Here is an 18,946-nt window from a genome sequence, read left to right as displayed (position 1 = left end):
TTCAATACACTTATCATAGCCCTTCGCGCATAAAATTTCAATAGTTCTTTAGAAAATTTTTTCTTGCCGGATGGATTATTGTGAAAACGTTTGCTTTATCTAAAAAACGCAAGCTTTATCCCAACGATGGTGCTTGAGAAAGCCCATTCCTTCTGCACCTGATTCACATCCTATGCGCGCACGCTGACCTTATTCCCATCAAAGAAAAAAACAACCTCTGATCATGAGGCTGTCCATTACTGTTCTGTCATTCACTTTTTCAATTTGAGTGTTTGTGCGGTTTCCGTTTGGATTTTATCCGCAAGAACCGGATCATCCGCAAGCTGAATTCCGTAAGAAGGAATCATCTGCTTGATTTTCCCTTGCCAAAGCTTCATCTGATCAGGAAAACATCGCGTAAGAACATCAAGCATGACGAAAACGGCGGTCGATGCGCCCGGTGAAGCGCCAAGCAAAGCAGCGAGCGATCCATCGGCGCTGCTGACGACTTCTGTACCGAATTGCAGCGTGCCCTTTCCGCCTATATCCGTGTCCTTGATCACCTGCACGCGCTGGCCGGCAACACGAACCGACCAATCCTCATTTTTGGCATTCGGAATAAACGCGCGCAATGCCTCCATGCGCTTTTCATTGGATAACATGAGCTGTTGTATCAAGTATTTCGTTAATTTTCTTTGTTTCACACCGGCTGCCAGCATCGTCAGTACATTGTTTGCGTTCACGGAACGGATGAGGTCAAAATAAGAACCGGTTTTCAGAAATTTCGGCGAGAATCCGGCAAACGGACCAAATAACAAGGACTGCTTACCATCGATATCGCGCGTATCCAGATGAGGGACTGACATCGGCGGTGCACCGATCTTCGCTTTGCCGTAGACCTTCGCATGATGCTTGCATACGACCTCGGGATTATGGCAAACCATGAACAGACCACTGACCGGGAAACCGCCAATATGTCTTGATTCCGGTAGCCCGGTTTTCTGCAGCAACGGCAGACTCCCACCTCCGCCCCCAATGAAAACAAACGGCGCCTCATGGTCTTCGCATTCTCCAGTTTTAAGATTGCGCACGCGAACTCTCCATGAGTTGTCATCAACACGCATTATATTCTCAACTTGATGCATGTCGTGAACCGTTACTTGTTCTCGTTCCTGAAGCTGCGCAAACAGCATCCGAGTCAATGCGCCGAAGTTGACATCCGTCCCTGACTCAATCCGCGTGGCGGCGACCGGCGGATCCGCTATACGGCCGTCCATCACCAACGGCATCCATTCCTGCAGTTTTTTAGGATCATCGGAAAATTGCATGCCTTGAAACAGCGGATGCTGAGACAATGCTGCAAAACGTTTCTTCAGGAACAGCACATTTTCCTCACCTTCTACAAAACTCATGTGCGGAATGGGCTGGATAAAGTCCTGTGGATGACGGATCCTGTTCCTTGTTACAAGGTACGACCAAAACTGACGTGAAAGCTGGAATTTTTCATTAACTGCAACCGCTTTTCTTATGTCGATCGTTCCATCTGCTTTTTCCGGTGTATAGTTCAATTCGCATAGCGCTGAATGGCCGGTGCCTGCATTATTCCATTCGTTCGAACTCTCTTTACCTGGAGCGTCAAGTTTCTCAAAAATACTCATCTTCCATTCTGGAGCGAGTTCTTTAAGCAACGTCCCCAGTGTCGCGCTCATGATCCCGGCGCCGATTAAAATCACATCTGTTTTACCCATTGCGACCTTCCCCAAATTTTTTTCACTGCTCATTACGTTTCAATTCATTCCATTATAATTGTCTGGGGCACTTACAGCCAATTCTAATCAATCGGGAAAAGGAGCGGTTCTCAAGGCAGAAGAATGGTCAAACATTTATATTCTGAATATACCGTAGCGAATCAGCAGTAACCGATCACTCCGTATGAATGGTTATGATCACCGAGAAAGAATTTGATGAATATGCATTTTCAAATCAGGCAAGACCTCTTCTTCAAACCATGGATTTTTTTTCATCCAAATGTTGTTGCGCGGTGACGGGTGCACGAGCGGAAAATAGTTAGGTAGATAATTACGATAATGCTTAACAACCTGAGTCAGCGTTTGTTTTGAACCCGTCTTTAGGTAGTACCGCTGGGCATATGAGCCGACAAGCAACGTTAACTTCACGTCCGGCATAGCCTTAATTAATTGCTGATGCCATTGAGAAGCAAAGTCAGCTCGCGGTGGTAGATCTCCATGTTTCCCTTTGCCTGGGAAATAAAAATCCATCGGGAGAACCGCAATTTTTCCAGAATGATAAAAAGTATCATCCGATACCCCCATCCACTCTCTCAAACGAATGCCACTTGGATCATTCCAGATAATCATTGTCTTCTGTGCCTTTTCACCGGGGGCCTGACCGATAATGAGTATCTTTGCCGACGAAGCAGCATAGTAGAGTGGTTCGATCTTCTTGCGCGTGAACTGAATATTGTCAGGATCCGCTTTTATACGATTAAAAATAGCTTTTAATGTATCCATTCGATTATCTCCATACATGCTGGCCACTTTTTTATAACTGCCATTAATGATTTTGTGAATCACTTGAGCCTATTCTTCTTTGCTGATCATGTCCGCACTACAAGCGATGCATGATCCCTCGTGACGAGTCTGAGGTGACAACCATCCATGATCTTTATAAAGCACTCAATCATGTACGCTGATGATTCACCCACGTATTTTAGACTGAGTTAACCGCTCATACTTATCCTTCAATACGGATACTTCGCTCTCGTCACAGGAGACAAAATGTCCGGGAATGATTTGGCGCAGCCTCTTCTTCGATACCGATCCTGTCTTTTGACGATCCGGTTGAAAAATCAATCTTTTTTTATGCTGCTCGCGAAGTGGAACTGCTTGCGGGATCGCCGAAATCAATGCCTCTGTATAGGGGTGGAGCGGACAATGATACAGGTCATCTGCCTGCGCCAATTCGACGATCTTGCCCGCGTACATCACACCGATCCGATCACTTATATACTTGACCATGGAAAGGTCATGAGCGATGAATAAAAGTGTGAGTCCACGTTCTTTTTGTAACTTCTTTAATAAGTTAACAATTTGGGCTTGAATTGAAACATCCAGAGCTGAGATGGGTTCATCCGCAATGATTAGCTCCGGTTGAACAGCAAGTGCCCGAGCGATACCCACGCGCTGACGCTGGCCACCAGACCTGTAATTAGGCTGCCTTTCACTAAAGCGATTTATCGTTTTCATTTACTGCTCTTGCTGCACAGAAGCAGTGCTGTTCAAAAGCAGAACACGCGTAACGTTACGAAGCCGTCTCAATGGGCAAACGGTTTATCACTTCCATAAAATCGCTGAGTGTATCCTTCCAAGTAACCGCTGTTAAATGTGCTTGGGCATGCTGCACCGTATTCGTGATCCGTTCCGGACTGTGAATCGCATCGTGGAGCGTTTGAAAAAGGCTTGTTTCATCAAGGTGGCAGAACAGCGCGCAATCCTCCGGTATGAAGCTCAACCCCGTACCTTCATAAAAGTCAATGACCGGCAAACCGCTGCTCATCATTTCATAAGGGACAAGCGAAAAGTTCGTCATCGACGGAGCAATACCAAAATCCGCGCGAAGAAACCGTTCATACATCTCTTTTTTCGTCAGCTTGCCGAGGTTCTTGCCATTAATAAATTGTTTGGATTGATCGGTGCCGAAATACGCAATATTGAGCTGAATACCATGTTTCTGCGCGATTCGCGCACAATTGCTCAACACAATTTGGATGCTGATCGGTGCTCGGCGCGGACTGCTCCATTTTGTATAAGCCGCAATGGTGAATACGCTTTTATTCTTATACTCCGAAAATTCCCTCGGCTGAAATGGATACCGACCCGCATCGACCGGAAAACGAATCACATCAAGCGGGCTGCGCACGTGGCAATTTTTTTTAATCATTTCAGCACACCATGGTCCAAGCGAAATCATGTGCAGCCCTAATTCATAAGTCTTCTTCGCAAGGTAAGAGCGGTCGCCATACGCATAAAAATAGGGTTCATAATCCTGAACAAAATACATCTTATATCCCGGCTTATCTTTAAAAACATAAACCGACTCCCAAAGTGTCCCAAGCCAAATATCCGACTGATGATGCGCCAAAGCGCTCATATCCAGGCAGGTGCCCTGATAACCGGAATAATTGAACCCAGCATTGATCTCCATCGCTTCCCGTGATTGCGCGACATAACTCAAATAGTAGACCTGAAAGCCGCGTTTGCTCAATTCCGTCCCTAAATGCAGCATCGTCGTTTGCCCACCGTCATAAGGAATAATTCCGGTTGTCACAAAGGTAATCGAGCGAGGCTCTTTCGGCAGTTCTTGCTTTACCTGCCTGAAGTTAAAATACTGAATAATGTCATCATAGTCATGGATGTCTCCCTGTTGAATGTCCTGAAATGCTGTGGCAACAGGTTTCACTTGACCGTCACTCCTCCGAATTGGATAAATTTTCGTTCATTTTCACATCCTCCCTTTAATTATAGCACTGACCTTGCGTGCTCATGTCTAATCATGCAAGCAGGAGCCTGCCGATAGAGCATTGAAACACTCCAAAACTGTTTTGCTGATGAGAAAAGCTAGGCAAAAAGCGCCCGGTGCTGAATCGTCGCTTCGGTTACTCGCTTGCCGTGGGCAGTCCAAGAGCCTCCTCAGGCAGGCGTCTGCGGGGTCTCGCATCTGCGCGTTGATGCACTGTCTTTTTCATGGCCAATAAACACGCTTATCCTGCAAAAAAACATGCGGCCTGCGCATGTTTTTTACTATTCCTGTCATTAGCAGCAGGCATCTGCCAAAGGTTCTTGCTCCGTGTAAGGTTAAACGGATCTTCCCTTGGACCATTGAATCCCTTCACTTAAATGCTTAATGCTTTGTTGAGATGCGTTTTCAATTGTTCCGCATAAGCTGCTGCATCAGGATGCTTGATGACATCATGAAAGGAAATGCTTGGCAGCCGTGTTAATCCGACAAACGCCTGCGTGAAGTGAAAATCGGCAAGCACGTCATCAACGGTACGGCCGTTGAAAAATGAGGAAGGGTCGGCAAATACGTCCTTTGGCGCGTTCCAAGTGGTGGAAACCAAGTAGCGTTTCCCATGCAACAGTCCTCCGCGTCCGTATTCCGGGGCGCTGGAATAAAACGTGTCGTGCTGGTAAACCTCTTCAATATACCGTTTTAAAACGGCGGGTGCAGCAAACCAATAAATCGGAAACTGAAAGAGAATAACATCTGCCTGCTGCCACTTGCGCGCTTCTTCTGCAGTCTCGTATCCGTCCGCCACGCGCGTTGTCTCTACGGTGAACCCTTCTTCTTTCAAATGACTTGCAGCTGTATCCGCTAGAAATGTGTTCAACGCGCCCTTAGCAGAACCATAGCGCGTATCTCTACCGTTAATAATCAGAACCGTCTGCTTGGACATATCGATTCCTCCTTTGGGAAAACTTGTCCTTAAACTCATTATATCTCGTTCACTCATTCAAAAATAGTAAATGATTGGTCCATTTTCGGTGGAAATAATTCTGCATCTTCGCCTCATCGTCCAAGTCAAGAATAACAAAATCTAATCGAACATCCTTAAGCGTCCTAAATGCCTCAAATTCGCTCTTTTTAATGATTCCTTTAAACAGATAATGGTCAATTCCATCAAAACTTGGTTTTCCAAATTCAATTAACGCATGAATTATCCTTTGATTTGTACGATGCATGATCCGATAACGCAGCGGTTTTCGACGAAGGGATAAGGAGCCATATTTATAAGTCACGTTCTTGTTCACCGATAATTGATTGGATTGGGCCAATTCATCCTTCAGCTTTTCATACTCATCTTTTACGGCTTTTAAACGACTTCGATTTTGGCTTATTCTTATCGCCGCATCGTGCAGCGTCACATTCACTTCAGGTGTTCGCTCACCCTTTGTCAGTTCCTGCCCCGCTCGATTAAAAGAGGGCTTAACATAATATTCTGGAGTTAAGTGGTACGGTTCAAATAAGTCCAGCAGTTTCTGGTCTTTGTTCAAATTTCGACTGGTCAGTATCGTCAGTTTCTGGAGTAATCCGAGATTATACAGATATTCATTGAGTCCAGGATAATCGTATTGATAAATTTTTTTAGGAATGAACTTCGCAACCAAATGATTGCCAATCTCGTACCTTCTTGATTCACTGCTGCTGAGACAGCCACGCACACGGTCGCGAAGTGTCCGCCCTTCCTTTTCAAGTTCTTTTAACCGTTTATACGAACCGGATTCGACAAATGCTTCCATTAATTGTTCCGCATCCCCTCTGTTTGAAGAGAGGGCTTTATTTTTACTTAAATGAGAACAGGCCATAACGCAAATGCCCCCTTATAAACAGGATTCAGTCCCTATTGCCCGTTGATTTCAATCCCGATAACGACAGCTTATTTTGCAACGCTACCCGTGCATTTTGACAGGCCATCTGTACAAGATTCTTTTTTGTGCCACGTTGGGGATGGATCAAACGGATGCCCAGAAATTCTTGGATCGTTTTTTCATCATCCAATTCCGGCATTAAGATTTCTTTTGGCTTGATCTGGTGATTTCCCAAATAAAATTGTCCCAGATAAGCACGAATACTCGTTTCCGGCTCAGCATACACGGGAAAGAATGAAGCTGCGCGTTGCATTAATTTACCACAGCGAATATGGAAAACCTGCACGCATAGCCAGCTTTCTTGAAAAGCGTAACCGAACACATCGCGATCGACGAAATCGAGGGTATTGATGCTCTGCTTGTCCATCGTCGCTTCAATACAAGAGATCAAATCATGGAGCTCCTGGGCCTTCTCAAAGTCTAACCGATCCGATGCCTCCCGCATCTCCTCCTTTAATTTTCGCGCGACCGCTCTGAACCCGCCATTAAAAAAATGAACGATTTTACGCGTCACTTGGCGATATTCTTCTTCGCTCACTTCTCTGGCACAACACCCGATGCATCGGCCGATCTGGTAATAGAGACATGGCCGCTGGGCAGAAAGTGGGCAGCGCCTTAATGGGTAGAGACGATCCAGCAGTGCTTTCGTTTCATTGGCAGCACTTACATTGGGAAAAGGGCCGAAATACCTTCCCTGATCTTTGCTCACCTGTCGCGTAATGATGAGCCTGGGATGGCGCTCATCCGTTATTTTTATATAGGGATAGCTTTTATCATCTTTCAGCAAGATGTTGTATTTAGGATGATAGTTTTTAATTAAATTATTTTCAAGAATGAGTGCGTCAACATCAGAGGCAGTCACAATAAACGTAAAATTAGCAATTTGACTCACTAATTTCTCCGTCTTTGGATTATGTTTGCCGATGAAGTACGAGCGCACGCGTCTCTTTAAGATCTTTGCTTTTCCAACATAAATGACCGTACCGCGATGATCCTCCATCAGATAACAGCCGGGCTGTTTCGGAAGCAAGGAAAGTTTATCTCGAATCGCCGGATTCATCTCGTTCACCTCCGCGTTTCATCATCTGTTGGTTGAATCAGCACCTATTGAGTAGGCGTTATACTCTGGTTAATCGGTCAAAATTAATGGGCCGGTTCACTCAGAAATCAGTGATCACTCCTGCACCATGTGCGCGGATCAGCCTAGTGAATGCTTCGGCGCAGCCCGCTCCAGAACGGATCATGATCAGAATCCCGAAACGAGCCATGGCGCCGCATATAAGACCATAAATAATATCCCGTAACCCACGCCCCAGCGGTGAAGCAGACCGGAAAAAAGTCCGATCAGCACGACACCGCCGATATTCATCCAACCCGCATCCATATACGCAAGCAGGAGAACGAAAGCGCAAAACAAGCCGAGGATTGCTTCGTGGGGAATCCGTTTGAATACAAAGGCACAAATTGATTGCGCATATTTGATTGCCAGTGTATACGTGACAATCAGGGCAACGCCGGCACCAATCACTGTCGCCAAAATGAAATCGGTCTGCGAAAGGATATGGTGCATATTGTGCGTTGCGGTAAAGACCGGCGGTGCGTCAAACAGCGCATGAGCAGGACCTATGGCAACTGGAGACAGAGGCATGCCTAAGGCGATCAACGGGATCAGTGTCCCGGAAAGGTAGGTCGCGTTTGCCAGTGCATTCATCGTTGTAATGGCAAGCACCGACCGATCAACCGGATCTTGCGTCCGTTTTGAAAAGAGTTCGCCAAACAGCGTCGTCATCCCGACCGGGCTAAGAATAAAAGTGAAACAGCTGATCAGTGACGCTCCGGCACTTGTCAGCCATTCCTGTTTTTTCAACGCGCGAAACGGATTGAGCGATTTCCATTTGAAGGGTACTTTCTGAAGGGTAATCCTGCGCGGTTGATCACACTTCAGGCGTTCTCTTTTCTCTTTATTCAGCAACTCAAACAGTGTCAGAATAACCGGTCCAATCGTTATGCCGAGAAAGAATGAGATGAACACCGTTGATCCTCTCGGTACAATGCCGATGCCCCAATAGAGATAGCGCAGCCCTTCAATGAGCAGTGTGAATGGGAGAATCGAAGCAAGCGCCAGTAACTTATTCTTACTCAGCAAGGCAAGTAAAACAGCGCCGGCAAAGAAGAGCGGGTCAGCGTACGCTTTAATTGCTTCGGCAAGCGGGATCAGACTTCGTGCAAGCAGCAGACTGACCGGAACACTGACCAGTACGCCGATCAGCGAACCCGCGGCCATTTTGCGCAGCGACCGGTCAGCCATCCCTTTTCGTTTAAGCAACTGCGCATGGTCAACAAGTGGGCTCGCCATGACACCGCCGGGAATCCCGGCAATGGCGGCGGGTACCGCATCCATCAGGTTATTGGCAATCACAGCAGAAATAAAAAAGCAGAGGACAATGACGGGTTGAACACCGGTGAGCACCAAGATCAGCGTGACGGGGACCAGAACGGCCGTTTCGTCCGTTCCCGGGATGATGCCAATAATTGTATATAAAAGTGCAGCCGCAACAGCTGCAGCGATCATTTCTGCTAAGAGGACAAGGTCCATCCATTATTCCTCACTTTCCGTCTCTTCAAACATGCGTTTCGGTTTAATGAAGAGTGAGCAAATTATAAACCCGACAACCGCTCCGACTAAGCCAAACAAGAGCGGCATCGGCGCGTGATTTGGTGCAGCAAAATAGCCGCCTAACGTTGTGATGCTGTTGATCGCAATCGCGAGGATAAGATCCTTGATCCGGACGACATCCTCCCAAATTTCAATCATTTCCGAATCCTTTTTTGAACGTGCAGTCATAGGCAGCCATTCTCCTTTCTGATTCAGGACCAACAACAAGCGCCGTGCATATAAGCGCGTATCCTTTTCACGTAGCTGAACGACTAGCCAGCGCCTCGGGCCGTGGTCCTCTTAGACGTGCCCATTCGAAAGGGGCACCGCTCAGGATCAGACTCTTGTTCCGAAGTGCCTGTACATTTGAGCAGCCGAGGAGCAGCATAATCTGATTCATCTGTTCTTTCCATTCGTCAATCTGGGCAACCAGCCCATCCTTACCTTCCGCGAGTGCGGTATGAAGAAAGGTTCCTGAAATACCGACCGCACGTGCCCCAAGTGCAAGAGCTTTCAGAACATCCAGCGGATTGCGCACCCCTCCGGACGCAAAGAAGACCGTCTGATCAATATAAGGCTGCGCTTCAAGCATCGAGATGACCGTCGATTGCCCCCAGTCTTGCAAGTAGTCAAATCGTGCCCGCTCCCGGCGAAGATTCTCAATCGTGATAAAATTTACTCCTCCGTTACCGGCAACATCAATGGCCGCAGCACCTGCATCGATCAACTTCTGATATGTTGCCCGGCTCATCCCGAACCCCACTTCTTTCACGACAACAGGAACCTCAACAGCGCGGACAATCCGTTCCAGATTTTTCAGCCATGAAGAAAAGTCGCGATCACCTTCAGGCATTACGATTTCTTGCGGGGCATTTAAATGCACTTGCAGCCCATTCGCTTCCAGCATATCGACTGCACGTATCGCTTGTTCCCCATCGAGTTCAGCACCGATATTTGCAAAAATAAATCCATCCGGATTGGCACGGCGCAGCACCTGAAAAGTGTCGCGCAATCCCGGGTCTCTTAAGGCCGCCTTCTGCGAGCCGGATGCAACCGCAAGCCCCGTTTCTGCCGCTGCTTGTGCCAGACATTCATTGATCTTCTTTGTCTTCTGGCTTCCCCCAGTCATCCCATTGATAAAAAAAGGAACTGGCCAACTGCCGAACGGCAGATCCGTTGTATAAGTCACCTGCTTAAGACTCATTTCCGGCAGCGCGTCATGTATAAATTTCACAGAATCAAAATCATTCGTATGCTTCTGGTGGGTTTCCTGAAATAGCCGAACATGCTGATCTTTACGCGATTCCATCTCACGATCCTTCTTCCTTTTGACTCTCTCTGTCAACTACGTGCAGATCAAGCGGAGTAATTTCCTGTGCTTTCCATTCTTCGATGAGCGCCTTCTGATCGGTCTCCTGGTTAGCAAGAACGATGCCGCAGTCGCCTCCGCCGGCCCCCGATGCTTTTGCTGCGCCCCGATGCTTTTCGGCAATGCTGCAGAGCTGATGCAGTTTATCGGTTTCAATGAAGATCCCGCACAGCTTGGCTAATTGAGCAAGAATCCTGCGATTTTCGCGAATCCCTTCCAAAATTAACACTGGCTGCTGGTTTAAAAAACCGGCGATCATTTTTTCTACGCAGGCTTTGCTTTGCTTCAAAAAGTGCTGGTAACCTTTTTCCTTACCACGTCTTGCTTTTTCCACTCGATCAATGTGCTTGGCGGTTGAGGCAGGCGTTCCTGTCCAGCCGACAATGAGATGCAGATCCGCTGGCAGAACAAGCGGCTGAATCGATAGCTTCGGCCAATCCGTCTTGAGCAGTTCAAGCCAATCCTTTCCTGAAGAAATGAACGGTGCCAGCCATTCACGGTCAAATGAGGTGTAGGCAATCCAACCACCGTAAACAGCGGCAGCTATATCCCCGCATGATCCGTTCCCTTGAACCGCAAGATGGGCAAGGGCGGCCAGTTTGAATACGATTTGTTGATCAATCGTCACATCATAGAAAGCAAGGATTGCCTTCGTGCAGGCAACCGTCACAGCAGCACTGGAACCCAATCCGTATTTTCTGCCATCTTTTCTTGTCAGATCACTGCTCACGGACAGTTGATAAACGCCAAGTTGTTTTCCGAGCGATTGTATGTACCGCTCGGTTCGTTCGATTGCCGATAAGACAAATCGGAACGGAGAAACATCACCCTCCGTGTTCCATTGGTTCGTTGCACTGCGTCTCAAGTTGAGCGTTGCATGTGCCCATTGAATTTGACCATGTGTTTCCTTTCTTTCAATGGTTACAGTGACGGATTTGTCGATTGCAGCAATGATGGCAGGATAGCCCGGCTCAACAACCGCATACTCTCCCGCTATATAAAGTTTTCCAGGTGCACATTGTACGCCATGCAATTTGTGAATGTCTCCTTCATTGAATAGGGTTCTCCAAATAGTCAACGCCAGGTCCTGGCCGGGCAACGGTCAGGGATTCTGAAGGGAAAAATTCAGATAGATCTTCGAGAATCCGACCGACCTGTGCTTCCGAGCAAAGCAGTTTGACATTTGGGCCGGCATCCATCGTAAAATAGCATGGTATGCCTTGTTTGCGCAGATGAGCGGCGCGCCGCATTACGGTCATTGTTCCTTCTTCCCAGTATGTAAAGGGAGGATCCGCTGCCAGCATAGCCGCATGCATCTTCAGTGCATTTGCTTCAGCAATTTTGCCGACCATGTCCAAATCGTGTTTGCGAATCGCCGGTTCAATTCTGGCAAGATCCCTTTCCGCCTCTTTGATCCAAACCGGATAAAAGGATGACGTCTTGACGGTTCGCCTCATTCCTTCGCGACTGGAAATCTTTTTGGGCTGCTTGTTCACAGCAACGGACAAGAGGCAAATTGGCCACTCTGCCGGATCAACCGGAACCGCATAAGAACTCGCATCATCGGTTCCTTTCATCCACTTAACAAAACCGCCGTAAATCGAACGCGAAGCCGAGCCCGAACCGCGACGCGCAAGCCGAGAGAGCGCAGCTCCCGAGCAGTCCATGCCATAGGCACGCGCTGCTGCGGCTGAAAGCGCGGCAAAACCGGAGGCAGAAGACGCAAAACCAGAGGCCACCGGAACATGATTTTTGGTTACAATTCGAGCAAACCTGTGCCTTCCCGATTTTTCACGAACAAGATTCATAAAACGGCTGATTTTTGCAGCGGAAGCGCCGCATAAAGGCACGCCATCCATCATCACTTCATCTTCGTGCAGCCCTTGCAGCGGCTCAACACTTGTTTCCGTATAGAAAGTATTGAGCGTAAGCGACAAACTACTGTTCATCGGCAGAATAAGCTGCTCATCCTTCTTCCCCCAATACTTGATCAAAGCAATATTTGTATACGCGCGTGCAGCAGCATACAATCCACTCACTCTCCTTCTTTCTTATTCAGCTCAGTCCAAGAGCCCGGCATTGACTGGAAGATCTCTGCCCCGAAGCGGCTGAATCCAAGTCTTAGACGCGCCGGCACCGATTAACTTATTCGCTAGATCATGCGCCTTGCGCACATCCTTTACCAGTGCAATCATGCAGCCGCCGCATCCCCCGCCAGTCATCTTCGCTCCAATCGCCCCATCTTTCATCGCTGCTGCAACTAAACGATCCAAAGAAGGATGACTGACGCCCAGCTCTTTGAGAAGACGATGTGCTTCCAGCAAAATGGAACCCAAGACTTCTTCTTCGGCTGTCTCCAACGCTTCTCTTGCGTTTGAGGTAAGTACACCTAATTGGTTTACTTTCCACTGGAGCGATGCACTTTGCAGCAAACGTTGTTTTAAGGCGGTGACTGCACGTTTCGTCTGGCCTTTTATCCCGCTATCGGCAATGACCAAACAACCGCGCAGCTTATGGTGAATCCATTCCATTCCTTTTCCTTTCATAAAGAAAATCGGACGAGTACTGCTGGCCGCAGCCGCATCGAGACCGCTCGGATTTCCATGAAAATAGTTTTCAGAAACGCCGACGAGCTTGAGCAGCACCTTCCGCTCAAGCGGTGTTTCAAAATAGTTGAATAAACTGCGGATCACCGATATCGCAACGGCAGCGCTTGAACCCATGCCGCGCGCTGCAGGTATTGTACTGTTAATTGTGAGCGTTAGATCTTTTTCAGGCTGCTTTAAAACGTGCAGTGCTGCCGGAATAATCGTTCTGAGTCCGGCAATCTGATCCGTTCCATCACTCAAAATGCCATTATAGAAGCTGCATTGCAGCCTCAGCGGTCCGAGACAGCGGGTTGTTTGTGTCACTGCATGCATGACCGGAACAGGCAGAGCAATCGCCGGTTCTCCGTAAACAACCGAGTGTTCGCCAATCAGAATAATTTTACTGCTGCTCACGCCAATCCCAGTTTCGTGGTCTCTCATTATTGTTTCCTCATCTTCCACTAAAGTCTGCCGTATTTATCAAGAAACACTGCCAATGGATCCCGAATACGAAAATTTCTTCTACCGATGCAGTTAGAAAACTAGGAGCAAAGGCCCTTTCATTAATCAGAATCACGCCGCTTTCGCTTTCAAGACCCGTACTTATTTAAGCATGGGTTGAATCTCAAGCGACTATTCTCCACCTACACATTTTATTGATAACGATTCTCAATTTCAAGAATAAGCTCATCTTTTATTTTCGCAGCCATCAATTCCTATTAGAAAAACCGTGACGCCTCCATTCCTCACTCATCAGAAAAAAACCTTGTCGCCCGCACGGTTAATGTGCAGATAAAGGGTCTATTGGGTATCTTTTCACAAAGTGACAATTATGTGACACTATATTTTACTGAATTGATGCATCCAAAGGCTGTCACACCAAAAATCCGATAACCATGCAGGATTGAACCGAACAAGCTGATAATACTATATATTGATTAAATGATTGACTTTAATACGATATCTAGTTACGATGAGCAGGAAACATCGTCGAGAGGAGTAAAATAATGCAGATTAAGTTATCAGATGCTTACATACAAAAGATAAAGTCGGACGTTCAGCCACACTGGGGCGAACTCGGATGGGTCACCTATAAAAGAACCTATGCCCGCTGGATTGAGCCGTTTGGCCGCTACGAAGAATGGGACGAAACAGTAAGGCGGGTGGTTGAAGGCAATATAAATCTGGATCCGAGACTCCATACGGATCCGGTATCCGAAGCAACCGTCCATGAACTTGGAAAAGAAGCCGAGCGCTTATTTAAACTTATTTACAGCCTTGCCTCCACCCCATCAGGACGCAACCTTTGGATCTCCGGTACGGACTATCAGCAGCGTGTCGGCGATGCATTGAATAATTGCTGGTTTATTGCGATTCGTCCCCAAGCCTATGGGGACAGTCATATCGTTCCTTTCTATCTGAAGAAAGAGCAGCCGGCCGTATCCATGCCCTTCTCCTTCCTGTTTGACGAATTAATGAAAGGCGGTGGTGTCGGTTTCTCCGTTTCCAGAGCAAATATTCGTCAAATCCCTCCGGTGACGCGTCACGTGAAACTTGATATTCTGATCAGTAAAGAAAATGGCGATTACGCAGCAGCACTTGAGGCGGGCGCGCAAGATGCCGATACCTGGTATAAGGATCATGACCGCACAGCTTGTCTCTGCTACCAAACGCCGGATACACGCGAAGGATGGGTGGAATCGAATGCCCTGCTCATTGATGCCCACTTCTCGTCGATGATTGACCATGCATCACATGTGGTCATCGATGTCAGCGCGATTCGTGAAAAAGGGAAAAAAATTAAAGGATTCGGCGGTGTAGCCGCAGGTCCTGTTCCGTTCATCGAAATGCTGGGCGCAGTAAACCGTGTGCTGAATCAGGCAAACGGGAAATCGCTCACATCCGTGGACTGTACGGACATCTGCAATTTAATCGGCAAAAATGTCGTTGCCGGCAATGTGCGCCGCAGTGCAGAAATTGCCCTTGGTGATCCGGACGACCAAGCCTTCGTCACGATGAAACAGGATCAGGAACAATTAATGGATCATCGCTGGGCCTCAAACAACAGTGTGCTGGTCACCCCTGACTTTAATCACTACGATGCGGTTGCCGAGGCGATTGCCAAAAATGGAGAACCGGGTATCGTCAATCTGGACAACATCCGCAACTACGGGCGGTTTGCAGACGGTCGTCAGCCAGGCATCGACGCTGATGCAGAAGGAACCAACCCCTGCGGCGAAATCTCATTAGGAAACGGCGAACCCTGCAACTTATTTGAAGTCTTCCCCGGGATTGCAGAAGAGATGGGCTGGTCGATGGAAGAAGTCTTCAGTCTTGCCGTCCGCTATGCCAAACGCGTCACGTTCTCGCACTATGATTGGCAATGCTCAAGAACAATTATCGAGAAAAACCGGCGTATCGGCATCTCAATGAGCGGCATCCAAGACTGGGTACTCAAACGATTTGGCGAACGTCTCATCAGCGGCTTTGTGGATGCTCAAGATCCAGAAAGCGGAACCTTGTATCAAAAGCCAATTTTTAATGAGCAAGCGGCACAACGTGTTGATGCCTTTTATCAAATGGTCGTCAAAGCCGATCAACAGTATTCCCAGACACTCGGCTGCAGTCCATCAATCAAACACACGACCGTCAAGCCATCCGGAACGGTCTCAAAGCTTGTCGGGATATCCGAAGGGATGCACTTTAGTTTTGATAAATACTTGATTCAACGCATCCGTTTTCAGGACAGTGATCCTTTGCTGCCTGTGCTGCAACAAGCCGGCTATACGATCGAAAAAGATGTATACTCTGAGAATACGATGGTCGTCGAATTCCCGGTCAAAGCCGGCAGTGCCGATCATCAAGGCTTTGTATCCGCAAATGATGTATCGATCGGCGAACAGTTTGCGACGCAGCTGTTTCTGCAAACCTACTGGGCCGACAACTCGGTCAGCTGCACCATTACGTTTCATATAGAGGAAGCTTCAAAGATTGCCGGTCTGCTTCAGCAATACCGAACACGGTGCAAGTCAACCTCGCTGCTTCCCTACAGCGGACACGGCTTCGCTCAGGCACCAAAAGAGCCAATCAGTAAAGAAAAGTATCTTGAGCGCAAAGCCAAAATTCGTGCGGATGTTGCTGAACTCTATCAAACGCTCCGTCTCAAGGAACAGAAAGACCTTGAAATCGTCGGTCAAAGCGACTGCGTCGGTGGCGCTTGTCCTGTAAAATAAGTGACCTGGAGGGTATCTTGATGCTGGCCATTCATAAAATGACACTGCTCGCTTTGCTGACTGCAGCCGCGGTCGCCGGCCGACTTGCGATTCACGGAGTAAATATCCAACCGGCAACACTCATCATCATTCTGACCGGATGGTTTTTTGGCTGGAAAATGGGGGCTGCGGAAGGGTTGTTAACCGCGCTGGTCTCCGATCTGTTTCTCGGTCTCGGTTACTGGACACTTTTTCACCTTGTCGCGTGGGGATTGATCGGACTCCTGTCCGCGCTGCTTCCACAGAAGCGGTGGCTCTATTTCTTATGGCTGGTCGTGAGCGGATTAGTGTTTGGTATGATCATGGCCTTGTCCTATTTTGTTTTCACCCAAAATCCCTTAACGGTCGTCGGTCTATGGATCAGCGGACTGCCTTTTGATCTCTATCACGCGGCAGGCAATCTCATTTTCGGTTTGTTTTCTCCGCTTTTGTTCAAAGTCTTCGCAGCTGAAGCCCGTAAATTGAACAAACAGACCCGTTAAGCAAACACCCTACACGAAGAGGAGACAAAACTAATGAAAACCATTTATCGCGTCATCATTGCGCTACTTGCAGCCGCCGTATTATTTGGTGCAGGCTTTTGGGCCGGGCATCAGACGGCGCAGAACGCTGCAGCAAACCCAGCCGCACATGCGGCTCAAACTGCTGCTCCAAGCGCTTTTATCAGTATTAAGAACGGTTCCCATGTACAAGAAGGCAAAATCGCATTTTCAAAAAACGAAACCGTCTTTAGCCTGCTTCAAAAATTCAGTAAAAAACAGCATCTCGAAATGAGCAGCAGCGGCAGTGGCAAAATGGTCTATGTGACAAGCTTAAACAACAAAAAAGCCTCAAAGAACGCCGGCTGGCTGTTCACCGTTAACGGCAAACAGCCCAATGTCGGCGCTGGTGCCGTAAAGGTTCAAAAAAATGATCAGATCGTCTGGTACTATAGCAAGTTTTAAAGACTTTAGAACTGAAGCAATGCTGACGAAAGAAGTGAAAAACCATGGCAATTTATACGCGAACGGGTGACAAGGGGCAGACAAGCATCATTGGCGGTCGGCGGGATAAGGACGACATTCGAATCGAGGCCTATGGAACGGTTGACGAAACCAATAGTTTTGTCGGGTTGGCCATTGCCCAGCTTGATCCCGCCCTATTTCAGGATCTTTTGGATGACTTGGAGAAGATTCAACATGAATTGTTTGACTGCGGCAGCGATCTGGCAAGCGTGATTAAGGAACGACCGAACAAATTACACCAAGAAATGGTCGATTGGCTGGAGAAGCGGATCGATGCGTTAACCGATGAAGCGCCGAACATTGAACGCTTTATTCTTCCTGGAGGGACTGCCGCATCTGCCTCGCTCCACATCGCCCGCACCGTGGCACGGCGAGCCGAGCGATGCATCGCAGGTCTTATGAAGCAGGATCAGGCACTGTCCTCTCTACCCTTGCGCTATATCAACCGTCTCTCTGATTACTTTTTTGCCGCTGCACGCGTTGCCAACTTTCGGCTCCATGTAAAGGATGTTGACTATGTTCGAAGTGCTCGCGTCTTTCGGGGGAATAAGCATGATACTAAGAAATAAGTGCAGCGTTAATCCGTCTCATAAAGGCTGGTGTCACCATGCGTCGCTTAGCTAATTTCTTAAATGCAGATGGCATCAATTTGAAGCGAACCTTAGTCAATGTGAGCCATTGCCGCAATTGCGGCAGAGCGTTGAATGTCTATAAAATGCGCATGATCGGCGGGCCGCGAAAAGGTTCATGGACGACGATCACCGAGCCTTGTGACTGCTCGTTTTCTCAGCAAGCGCTACAAGAGGCCGACAGAATCAAGCGTGAACGCTTTTACGAACTGTCGACGATCAACGATGCCTTAAAACAGGCGACATTAAAAAATTTTTCCGCTCAGAATGCGTCACAGATCCATGCCGTTGAACATGCCGTTGAATTTGTTGAAAAAATAGGAGAAAATAAGCCGGCGAGAATGTTCTATTATGGCAAACCCGGCCTCGGAAAATCGCATTTAGCCGTGGGGATCAGTAAACTGCTTGACCAAAAATATCATAAAACATGCTTATTTATCGATGTTCCAGCTCTAAAGCTCATCTTTAAATCAACCTGGACGAAGGAGAGTACGCTCACTGAACGCGATCTGATGACCTTCATCGCCGATGCCGATCTGCTCATTCTGGATGACGTTGGTGCAGAAGGGATTACTCCATGGTCGAAGGAGCTCATGTTCGCCATACTCAATGCGCGATTATCGAAAAGTCTGCTGGTGACGACAAATCGATCAATCTCAGAACTCGATCTCGATTACGGTCCTAAAATTATCGACCGTTTTCTAGAGAATATGTCCAAAGCGGATCTTGTACACTTAGACGGTGACTACAGCCATCGTCTTGCACGCTTTATCGAGGATGATGAACAGTAAAAAGAAATAACGGCGTCGGCTTTGATTCATTAACTTTGGCCTGACGGGCACTCCAGCTGCTCGCATCAACAGAGCGCGACCGCGGGCGATCCAGGAGCCTCCTCGACTGATCCTGTAAGGGTTGCGGGGTCTCCTCCGGCTCGCGATCAACGGGAACGCTCCGCAGGAGTCTCGCATCTTCGCGCTTAATCCCAAAATAGACGTTTTTT

The 18,946-nt window shown here is 47.9% G+C and carries 17 protein-coding genes and 1 pseudogene; 5 read left to right on the top strand and 13 right to left on the bottom strand.

Going from position 1 to position 18,946, the window contains the following annotated elements; genetic code table 11:
- Positions 1 to 251: 251 nt before the first annotated feature.
- The 13 genes and pseudogenes from mqo to mvk all read right to left on the bottom strand — a co-directional run bounded on the left by mqo (position 252) and on the right by mvk (position 13,482).
- Complete coding sequence (gene mqo, locus AA84_RS0106795) at positions 252 to 1,727, bottom strand: malate dehydrogenase (quinone) (protein ID WP_152540356.1); 1,476 nt, start codon at positions 1,725 to 1,727, stop codon at positions 252 to 254.
- 198 nt (positions 1,728 to 1,925) lie between these two features.
- Positions 1,926 to 2,573, bottom strand: coding sequence for a uracil-DNA glycosylase family protein (locus AA84_RS0106790; RefSeq protein WP_236628071.1), 648 nt, complete (start codon positions 2,571 to 2,573; stop codon positions 1,926 to 1,928).
- A 123-nt stretch (positions 2,574 to 2,696) separates the two neighbouring features.
- Positions 2,697 to 3,218, bottom strand: a pseudogene (locus AA84_RS17335) (ABC transporter ATP-binding protein); the annotation flags it as partial.
- 82 nt (positions 3,219 to 3,300) lie between these two features.
- Positions 3,301 to 4,458 carry a glycosyltransferase family protein gene (locus AA84_RS0106780; RefSeq protein WP_028976573.1) on the bottom strand — a complete coding sequence of 386 codons (1,158 nt, stop codon included), beginning with the start codon at positions 4,456 to 4,458 and terminating at the stop codon, positions 3,301 to 3,303.
- A gap of 433 nt (positions 4,459 to 4,891) precedes the next feature.
- Entirely contained in the window at positions 4,892 to 5,455 is a 564-nt protein-coding gene (locus AA84_RS0106775) for an NAD(P)H-dependent oxidoreductase (protein ID WP_028976572.1), read from the bottom strand.
- Positions 5,456 to 5,504: 49 nt separating this feature from the next.
- On the bottom strand, positions 5,505 to 6,365 hold the full coding sequence (locus AA84_RS0106770) for a hypothetical protein (RefSeq protein WP_236628070.1): 861 nt from the start codon (positions 6,363 to 6,365) through the stop codon (positions 5,505 to 5,507).
- A 28-nt stretch (positions 6,366 to 6,393) separates the two neighbouring features.
- Positions 6,394 to 7,488, bottom strand: a complete 1,095-nt coding sequence (gene uvrC / locus AA84_RS17330) for an excinuclease ABC subunit UvrC (protein WP_051577850.1) — start codon at positions 7,486 to 7,488, stop codon at positions 6,394 to 6,396.
- A gap of 186 nt (positions 7,489 to 7,674) precedes the next feature.
- On the bottom strand, positions 7,675 to 9,024 hold the full coding sequence (locus AA84_RS0106760; protein ID WP_028976570.1) for a tripartite tricarboxylate transporter permease: 1,350 nt from the start codon (positions 9,022 to 9,024) through the stop codon (positions 7,675 to 7,677).
- A 3-nt stretch (positions 9,025 to 9,027) separates the two neighbouring features.
- A complete protein-coding gene (locus tag AA84_RS0106755) occupies positions 9,028 to 9,273 on the bottom strand; it encodes a hypothetical protein (protein WP_028976569.1) in 246 nt (81 codons plus the stop codon).
- 67 nt (positions 9,274 to 9,340) lie between these two features.
- Positions 9,341 to 10,393: a type 2 isopentenyl-diphosphate Delta-isomerase gene (gene fni, locus AA84_RS17325; protein WP_037563176.1), complete on the bottom strand. Its 1,053-nt coding sequence runs from the start codon at positions 10,391 to 10,393 to the stop codon at positions 9,341 to 9,343.
- A 1-nt stretch (position 10,394) separates the two neighbouring features.
- Positions 10,395 to 11,486, bottom strand: coding sequence for a phosphomevalonate kinase (locus tag AA84_RS0106745; protein WP_028976568.1), 1,092 nt, complete (start codon positions 11,484 to 11,486; stop codon positions 10,395 to 10,397).
- A gap of 16 nt (positions 11,487 to 11,502) precedes the next feature.
- Positions 11,503 to 12,483: a diphosphomevalonate decarboxylase gene (mvaD, locus tag AA84_RS0106740; protein WP_028976567.1), complete on the bottom strand. Its 981-nt coding sequence runs from the start codon at positions 12,481 to 12,483 to the stop codon at positions 11,503 to 11,505.
- 30 nt (positions 12,484 to 12,513) lie between these two features.
- Positions 12,514 to 13,482 (bottom strand): mevalonate kinase, encoded by a 969-nt coding sequence (gene mvk / locus AA84_RS17320; RefSeq protein WP_037563174.1) that lies wholly within the window; start codon positions 13,480 to 13,482, stop codon positions 12,514 to 12,516.
- A 566-nt stretch (positions 13,483 to 14,048) separates the two neighbouring features.
- Between mvk and nrdJ the strand changes: the two genes are divergently transcribed.
- From nrdJ to AA84_RS0106710, 5 genes are read left to right on the top strand one after another with little or no spacing between them, the layout of a single operon-like run.
- On the top strand, positions 14,049 to 16,274 hold the full coding sequence (nrdJ, locus tag AA84_RS0106730; RefSeq protein ID WP_028976566.1) for a ribonucleoside-triphosphate reductase, adenosylcobalamin-dependent: 2,226 nt from the start codon (positions 14,049 to 14,051) through the stop codon (positions 16,272 to 16,274).
- 20 nt (positions 16,275 to 16,294) lie between these two features.
- Positions 16,295 to 16,795, top strand: a complete 501-nt coding sequence (locus tag AA84_RS0106725) for an ECF transporter S component (RefSeq protein ID WP_051575325.1) — start codon at positions 16,295 to 16,297, stop codon at positions 16,793 to 16,795.
- A 33-nt stretch (positions 16,796 to 16,828) separates the two neighbouring features.
- Entirely contained in the window at positions 16,829 to 17,257 is a 429-nt protein-coding gene (locus AA84_RS0106720; RefSeq protein WP_028976564.1) for a DUF4430 domain-containing protein, read from the top strand.
- 44 nt (positions 17,258 to 17,301) lie between these two features.
- Complete coding sequence (locus tag AA84_RS0106715) at positions 17,302 to 17,886, top strand: cob(I)yrinic acid a,c-diamide adenosyltransferase (RefSeq protein ID WP_028976563.1); 585 nt, start codon at positions 17,302 to 17,304, stop codon at positions 17,884 to 17,886.
- Positions 17,887 to 17,924: 38 nt separating this feature from the next.
- A complete protein-coding gene (locus AA84_RS0106710; protein ID WP_028976562.1) occupies positions 17,925 to 18,737 on the top strand; it encodes an ATP-binding protein in 813 nt (270 codons plus the stop codon).
- Positions 18,738 to 18,946: the final 209 nt, after the last annotated feature.

The organism is Sporolactobacillus terrae DSM 11697, assembly GCF_000648615.1.
GTDB lineage: Bacteria > Bacillota > Bacilli > Bacillales > Sporolactobacillaceae > Sporolactobacillus > Sporolactobacillus terrae.
Note: the sequence above shows the minus strand (reverse complement) of the source record. Positions and strands in the feature narration are given on the sequence as shown.